The 6,893-nt window shown below is 51.6% G+C and carries 6 protein-coding genes; 4 read left to right on the top strand and 2 right to left on the bottom strand.

From position 1 onward, the window contains the following. The coding region (locus tag KQJ18_RS20115; RefSeq protein WP_216422579.1) for an MFS transporter at positions 1–1,302 on the bottom strand (1,302 nt) is incomplete at its 3' end. 406 nt (positions 1,303–1,708) lie between these two features. Between KQJ18_RS20115 and garD the strand changes: the two genes are divergently transcribed. Beyond that, positions 1,709–3,280 (top strand): galactarate dehydratase, encoded by a 1,572-nt coding sequence (gene garD / locus KQJ18_RS20110; protein ID WP_085048669.1) that lies wholly within the window; start codon positions 1,709–1,711, stop codon positions 3,278–3,280. Positions 3,281–3,339: 59 nt separating this feature from the next. Here garD and KQJ18_RS20105 read toward each other — a convergent pair whose 3' ends face one another. Continuing rightward, positions 3,340–4,149, bottom strand: a complete 810-nt coding sequence (locus tag KQJ18_RS20105) for a DeoR family transcriptional regulator (RefSeq protein WP_159121514.1) — start codon at positions 4,147–4,149, stop codon at positions 3,340–3,342. A 219-nt stretch (positions 4,150–4,368) separates the two neighbouring features. On the opposite strand from KQJ18_RS20105, the gene kbaZ reads away from it, so the two are divergent. The 3 genes from kbaZ to agaW form a co-directional block, all read left to right on the top strand. Beyond that, entirely contained in the window at positions 4,369–5,694 is a 1,326-nt protein-coding gene (gene kbaZ, locus KQJ18_RS20100; RefSeq protein ID WP_216422578.1) for a tagatose-bisphosphate aldolase subunit KbaZ, read from the top strand. A gap of 19 nt (positions 5,695–5,713) precedes the next feature. Then, entirely contained in the window at positions 5,714–6,187 is a 474-nt protein-coding gene (gene agaV, locus KQJ18_RS20095) for a PTS N-acetylgalactosamine transporter subunit IIB (protein ID WP_038634137.1), read from the top strand. Positions 6,188–6,197: 10 nt separating this feature from the next. Then, positions 6,198–6,893: PTS N-acetylgalactosamine transporter subunit IIC (gene agaW, locus KQJ18_RS20090; protein WP_216422577.1), on the top strand; the 696-nt coding region annotated here is incomplete at its 3' end.

The raw sequence follows: 6,893 nt of genomic DNA, 5'->3' as shown, positions 1-6,893 counted from the left end.
GACAATAAACAGGTAGCAAACCATTGCCATCAGCGCTGAGCACCCTACAAACATCAGCGCGGCATTAAATGAGTGCAACTCGCTCACCAGATACCCAATCACCAACGGAGTAACAATGGAGGCCACGTTGCCAAATACGTTAAATACGCCACCACACAGGCCGACAATCTCTTTCGGCGCGGTATCGGAAATCACCGGCCAGCCCAACGCCCCGAAGCCTTTGCCGAAGAACGCCAGCGCCATCAGCGCGACTACCAGAGCGGTGTTATCGGTGTAGTTACACAGAATAATGGTCGATGCGAGCAGCATGCCGAGCACAATCGGCAGCTTACGCGCCAGGGTGATGCTGGAGCCACGTTTAATCAGATAATCAGAGAACACCCCACCCAGCACGCCGCCAATGAATCCACATAGCGCCGGAATAGACGCCACCAGACCAACTTTGAGGATCGACATACCTTTTTCCTGTACCAGGTAAATCGGGAACCAGGTAAGGAAAAACCAGGTAATTGTGTTAATAAAATACTGTCCGAAGAACACGCCAAGCATCATACGGTTGGTCAGCAACTGCTTGATATAATGCAGCTTAGGACCACCTGACTTCACATCGCCCGGCTTCTTATGGTCCATATCTACGACCGCGCCGTTTTCAGAGATAAACTTCAGCTCTTCTTGCGACATACGCGGGTGATCGGTTGGGTTATGAATAAACTTTATCCATAGCCCGGTGAGCACAAAACCAATCGCCCCCATCACGGTAAAGACGTGCTCCCAGCCCCAGGCGAAAGTCAGCCAGCCGAGCAGCGGCGAAAACAGCGCCAGGGAAAAATACTGTGCGGAGTTAAAAATCGCGGATGCCGTACCGCGCTCTTTGGTCGGGAACCAGGCCGCTACGATACGGGCGTTGGCGGGGAAGGAAGGTGCTTCTGAGAAGCCCAACATAAAGCGCATGATGAACATTGAAATACCTGCCCAGGCCAGCGGGAACATGTCCACAAAGCCCTGCAGGAAGGTAAACAGCGACCAGAAGAACAGGCTCCAGGTATAGACTTTCTTCGAGCCGAACTTATCGAGCAGCCAGCCGCCGGGGATTTGCATCAGCAGGTAAGCCCAACCGAAGGCGGAAAAAATATACCCCATTGAGATGGCGCTGAGGTGCAACTCTTTCGCCACTTCCGTGCCGGCAATTGACAGCGTCGCACGGTCCGCATAGTTAACGGCAGTTACAATAAAAATTATCAATAATATTAAATAGCGGGTATGTGTACCTTTCTTTTTCTCGACAATTGTATCCAGAATCATTCTATTTACCTCGGGCACATAAAAATGTTTTTATTATTATTTGTTAGCTATCCCTGGTGATAAATTACCGATAATAAAAACACATAATAATTTATCAGACGTTATGAAACCGTGATTTAGTATAATCAGCAGAGCAACGTTAATCATTGTGCAGACGCTCAATAATTACGCGTTGTTAAAATAATATTTTGGGCATATGCACACACGCATGGGCGCTAATGCACACATTTACTGATTAATCCCCTTGGTGGTACGGTCCTGCTGAGTTTAAGTGATCATGATCACATTCTTAATTTTAAACTCCTGACATTCTTATTTCACGATACCGAATATTTATTACTGATAATTAGATTCAAAATATAAATACCCACACTATTATTACCACCTTGCTGGAGAATACTGGACAATGGCCGACATCGAAATCAGACAAGAATCGCCCTCGGCGTTTTATATTAAAGTTCACGCAACAGATAATGTGGCGATTATTGTCAATGACAATGGCCTGAAAGCCGGGACGCGTTTTCCGGATGGGCTGGAGCTGATTGAACATATTCCCCAGGGTCATAAAGTGGCGCTATGCGATATTCCTGTTCACGGCGAAATTGTGCGTTATGGCGAAGTGATAGGCTATGCCGTTCGCGATATCCCGCGCGGTAGCTGGATTGATGAATCCATGGTTGAGCTGCCCAAGGCCCCGCCGCTGGAGACGCTGCCGCTGGCGACCAAAGTACCGGAGCCGCTACCGCCTCTTGAGGGTTATACCTTCGAAGGCTATCGCAATGCAGACGGCAGCGTCGGCACCAAAAATCTGCTCGGCATCTCCACCAGCGTACACTGCGTAGCGGGCGTGGTGGATTATGTGGTGAAAATCATTGAGCGCGATCTGCTCCCCAAATACCCGAATGTCGATGGCGTGGTGGGGCTTAATCACCTGTACGGCTGCGGGGTGGCGATTAACGCTCCGGCCGCCATTGTGCCGATTCGTACCATCCATAATATTGCGCTGAACCCCAACTTTGGCGGTGAAGTGATGGTTATTGGCCTCGGCTGCGAAAAACTGCAACCAGAGCGACTGCTGGAAGGGACTCATGATGTAAAAAGTATCCCGGTCGACAGCGCCAGCATCGTCAGCCTGCAGGATGAAAAGCACGTCGGCTTTCAATCAATGGTTGCTGATATTTTGCACGTGGCAGAACGCCATCTGGCAAAGCTCAACCAACGCCAACGTGAAACCTGCCCGGCATCAGAACTGGTGGTCGGTATGCAGTGCGGCGGTAGCGATGCCTTTTCCGGCGTCACGGCCAACCCGGCGGTCGGTTATGCCTCCGACCTGTTAGTACGCTGCGGCGCGACCGTGATGTTCTCGGAAGTGACCGAAGTGCGCGATGCTATCCATCTTCTTACCCCGCGTGCGATTAACGAAGAAGTAGGTAAGCGCCTGCTCGAAGAGATGGCCTGGTACGATAACTACCTGGATATGGGCAAGACTGACCGCAGCGCCAACCCTTCACCGGGCAACAAGAAAGGCGGTCTGGCAAACGTGGTGGAAAAAGCGCTGGGCTCAATCGCCAAATCAGGCAAGAGCGCCATCGTCGAAGTATTGTCGCCGGGCCAGCGCCCAACCAAACGAGGACTGATTTACGCCGCGACCCCCGCCAGCGATTTTGTCTGCGGTACACAGCAGGTTGCTTCCGGGATCACCGTGCAGGTATTCACCACCGGTCGCGGTACGCCGTACGGCCTGATGGCGGTGCCGGTGATAAAAATGGCGACGCGTACTGAGCTGGCCAATCGTTGGTTTGACCTGATGGACATCAACGCCGGTACCATCGCCACCGGAGAAGAAACCATTGAAGACGTGGGTCTGAAATTGTTCGAGTTTATTCTCGAGGTCGCCAGCGGGCGTAAGAAAACCTTCTCGGATCAGTGGGGACTGCATAACCAACTGGCGGTGTTTAACCCGGCGCCAGTGACCTGATTGCTGAAAGTGAAATTCGATTACAGGTCGGGGAGTTCGAAAACTTTCCGACCTTTTTGTCAAATACTCACCAGAACAACCTCAATCCCATGCTTACGTAAGCCTTCCAGACTCTCCTCTGGAATATTTTCATCAACAATAATCATATCGATCCGCTGGGTATCAATGATCTTATGCAGACTGGAGCGATTAAACTTCGTCGAGTCGGTAACAACGATGATGCGCTCCGCGACTTCACTCATCCGGCGATTGAGACGCGCTTCATCCTCATTGTGTGTGCTAACACCACGCTCTAAGTCGATAGCATCAACGCCAAGAAACAGCATGTCGAAGTGATAATTTTGTAGCGATTGCTCAGCCTGATCGCCATAAAAGGATTGCGACTGACGACGCAAGTGACCGCCGGTCATCAGCAGCTCAACCCCTTCGGCTTCCAGTAACGCATTAGCGACATTCATACCATTGGTCATTGCAATCACATTGGTATGCTGGCGCATCAGGCGGGCAATTTCATACGTCGTGGTGCCGGAATCAAGGATCACGCGGTGCCCCGGTTTAATCAACTCTGCGGCGGCTCTGGCAATACTGCGTTTTACCGCCGTATTGAGCGAACTTTTGTCTTCAACAGAAGGCTCAACACCAGGCGTAGCGCTATCGCAAATCAGCGCCCCACCATAGGCGCGTACCGCAATCCCCTGTTTTTCCAGAAAAGCGAGGTCGTTACGAATCGTGACCGTGGAGACGCCATAAAATAAGGAAAGATCGTTAACCTGAACGCTTCCCTGCTGCCGTAACCGCTGGATGATCTGCTCGCGCCTTTCGCTGGTGCCGATAACGCGCTTGTCTGCAGAAGACTCGGTGTTACTCATAAGAAATCCTTTAGTTGTCTCTTTCGTTTTATTTCGTTTTGTCTATTAACGCCTTTCTTTTACGCGAATGCAAGCCCCACAAGCAGGGAAGAGTCGAACAGATTCACGCTGAAACCTTTCATTGCGTTTCTTTTGTGAAACAGATCGGAAAACTATTATCTTTCGTTTTATTTTTAAATCACCATGATGCAGTATTAAATGAAACAAAACGAAAGATTGATGTCGCAGTTATCTGACCTGGAGAGGAAAGTGAAACATCTAACTAAAATGGTCGAGCAACATAAACGGGGGAAGGCAAACGGGATTTATGCCGTTTGTTCCGCGCATCCAATCGTACTGGAAGCCGCAATTCGCTACGCCCATGCCAATCATACACCGCTATTGATCGAAGCAACTTCTAATCAGGTTGACCAGTTTGGCGGCTATACGGGTATGACACCAGCCGATTTTCGCAGTTTTGTCTGCGGTTTAGCCGACTCGCTTAATTTTTCTCAGGATATGCTGATTCTCGGTGGAGACCACCTTGGACCAAACCGTTGGCAAAATCAGCCAGCAGAACAAGCAATGGCCAACGCTGACGATTTGATCAAGAGTTATGTCGCCGCTGGCTTTAAAAAGATCCACCTTGATTGCAGCATGTCTTGTGCTAACGACCCGGTTCCACTAACGGATGAAATCGTCGCTGAGCGCGCCGCGCGCCTGGCAAAAGTTGCCGAAGAAACCTGTATTGCGCATTTTGGTGAGTCTGACCTGGTCTATGTAATTGGCACAGAAGTCCCGGTTCCTGGCGGCGCTCACGAAGCATTAACCGAACTGGCGGTAACAACGCCGGATGCGGCACGCGCAACGCTGCAGGCCCACTATCACGCCTTTGAAAAGCGCGGACTGGAAGGTATCTGGCCGCGTATCATCGCCCTGGTGGTGCAACCCGGCGTCGAATTCGACCACACCCACATCATTGATTACCAACCGCAGAAAGCCGTGTCACTCAGCAAAATGGTGGAAGACTACGACACGCTGATTTTTGAAGCGCATTCTACCGATTACCAAACGCCTCAGTCCTTGCGCCAGTTGGTTAAAGATCATTTCGCGATCCTGAAAGTCGGCCCGGCGCTGACCTTTGCCCTGCGCGAAGCGTTATTTTCATTAGCCGCTATTGAAGAGGAATTGCTGCCCGCAAAAGCCAGCTCAGGCCTGCGACATGTCCTGGAAAGCGTGATGCTTGATCGACCGGAGTACTGGCAGAGCCACTATCACGGCGATGGCAACGCGCGCCGTTTGGCCCGCGGATATAGCTACTCAGATCGGGTTCGTTACTACTGGCCGGACAGCCAGATTGATGAGGCATTCGAACGTCTGGTGCGTAACCTGGCCGACGAACCGATCCCGTTACCGCTGATTAGCCAGTATCTACCCTTGCAGTACGTAAAAGTGCGCGAGGGAGATCTCAGCGCGACACCGCGAGAACTCATCATTAACCATATTCAGGACATACTGCAGCAATATCACTGCGCCAGCCTGGGTGATTCATCCCATAACGCATAACAAGAAAGAGAAAAATACCATGCCAAACATTGTATTAAGTCGCATTGACGAACGTTTAATTCACGGTCAGGTCGGTGTGCAATGGGTCGGATTTGCGGGGGCAAATCTGGTGCTGGTCGCCAATGATGAGGTGGCTGAAGATCCGGTGCAGCAAAACCTGATGGAAATGGTTCTGGCGGAAGGGATTGCCGTGCGCTTCTGGTCACTACAAAAAGTAATCGACAATATTCACCGTGCCGCCGATCGCCAGAAAATTTTGCTGGTCTGCAAATCGCCTGCGGATTTCTACCGTCTGGTCGAAGGCGGTGTTCCTGTTAATCGTATCAACGTTGGCAACATGCACTATGCCAACGGCAAGCAGCAAATCGCCAAAACGGTTTCTGTAGACGCTGCCGATATAGCGGCGTTCAACGGGTTGAAAGCCGCTGGGGTGGAATGCTTCGTTCAGGGCGTTCCCACAGAACCCGCCCAGGACCTCTATAAACTTCTCTGAGGGATTCACAATGGAAATCAGTCTGTTGCAGGCTTTTGCGTTGGGTATTCTCGCCTTTATTGCAGGCCTGGATATGTTCAACGGGTTAACGCACATGCACCGCCCGGTTGTTCTCGGGCCGCTGGTCGGCCTGATTCTGGGCGATCTGCATACCGGTATTTTAACCGGGGGTACGCTGGAACTGGTGTGGATGGGTCTGGCTCCGCTGGCGGGAGCACAGCCGCCAAACGTCATCATCGGTACCATCGTGGGGACGACTTTCGCCATCACCACTGGCGTAAAACCGGAAGTCGCTGTCGGTGTTGCTGTACCGTTCGCGGTAGCGGTACAAATGGGTATTACCTTCCTCTTCTCCGTGATGTCCGGGGTGATGGCGCGCTGCGATCGCATGGCGGCGAATGCCGATACAGACGGAATTGAGCGGGTCAACTATCTGGCGTTACTGGCGCTGGGGACGTTCTACTTCTTATGCGCTTTCCTGCCGATTTACTTTGGCGCGGAACATGCCAAAACAGCTATAGATGTTCTGCCGACCCGCCTAATTGACGGCCTCGGCGTGGCAGGCGGCATCATGCCAGCTATCGGTTTCGCCGTACTGCTGAAAATCATGATGAAAAACGTCTACATCCCTTACTTCATCCTGGGTTTTGTCGCCGCCGCCTGGCTTAAACTCCCTGTGCTGGCGATCGCCGCCGCAGCACTGGCC

The sequence above is a fragment of the Citrobacter sp. S55_ASV_140 genome, assembly GCF_018919505.1.
In the GTDB taxonomy this organism is placed as follows: Bacteria; Pseudomonadota; Gammaproteobacteria; order Enterobacterales; family Enterobacteriaceae; genus Citrobacter; species Citrobacter werkmanii.
This window is presented reverse-complemented; position numbering and strand designations above follow the sequence as displayed.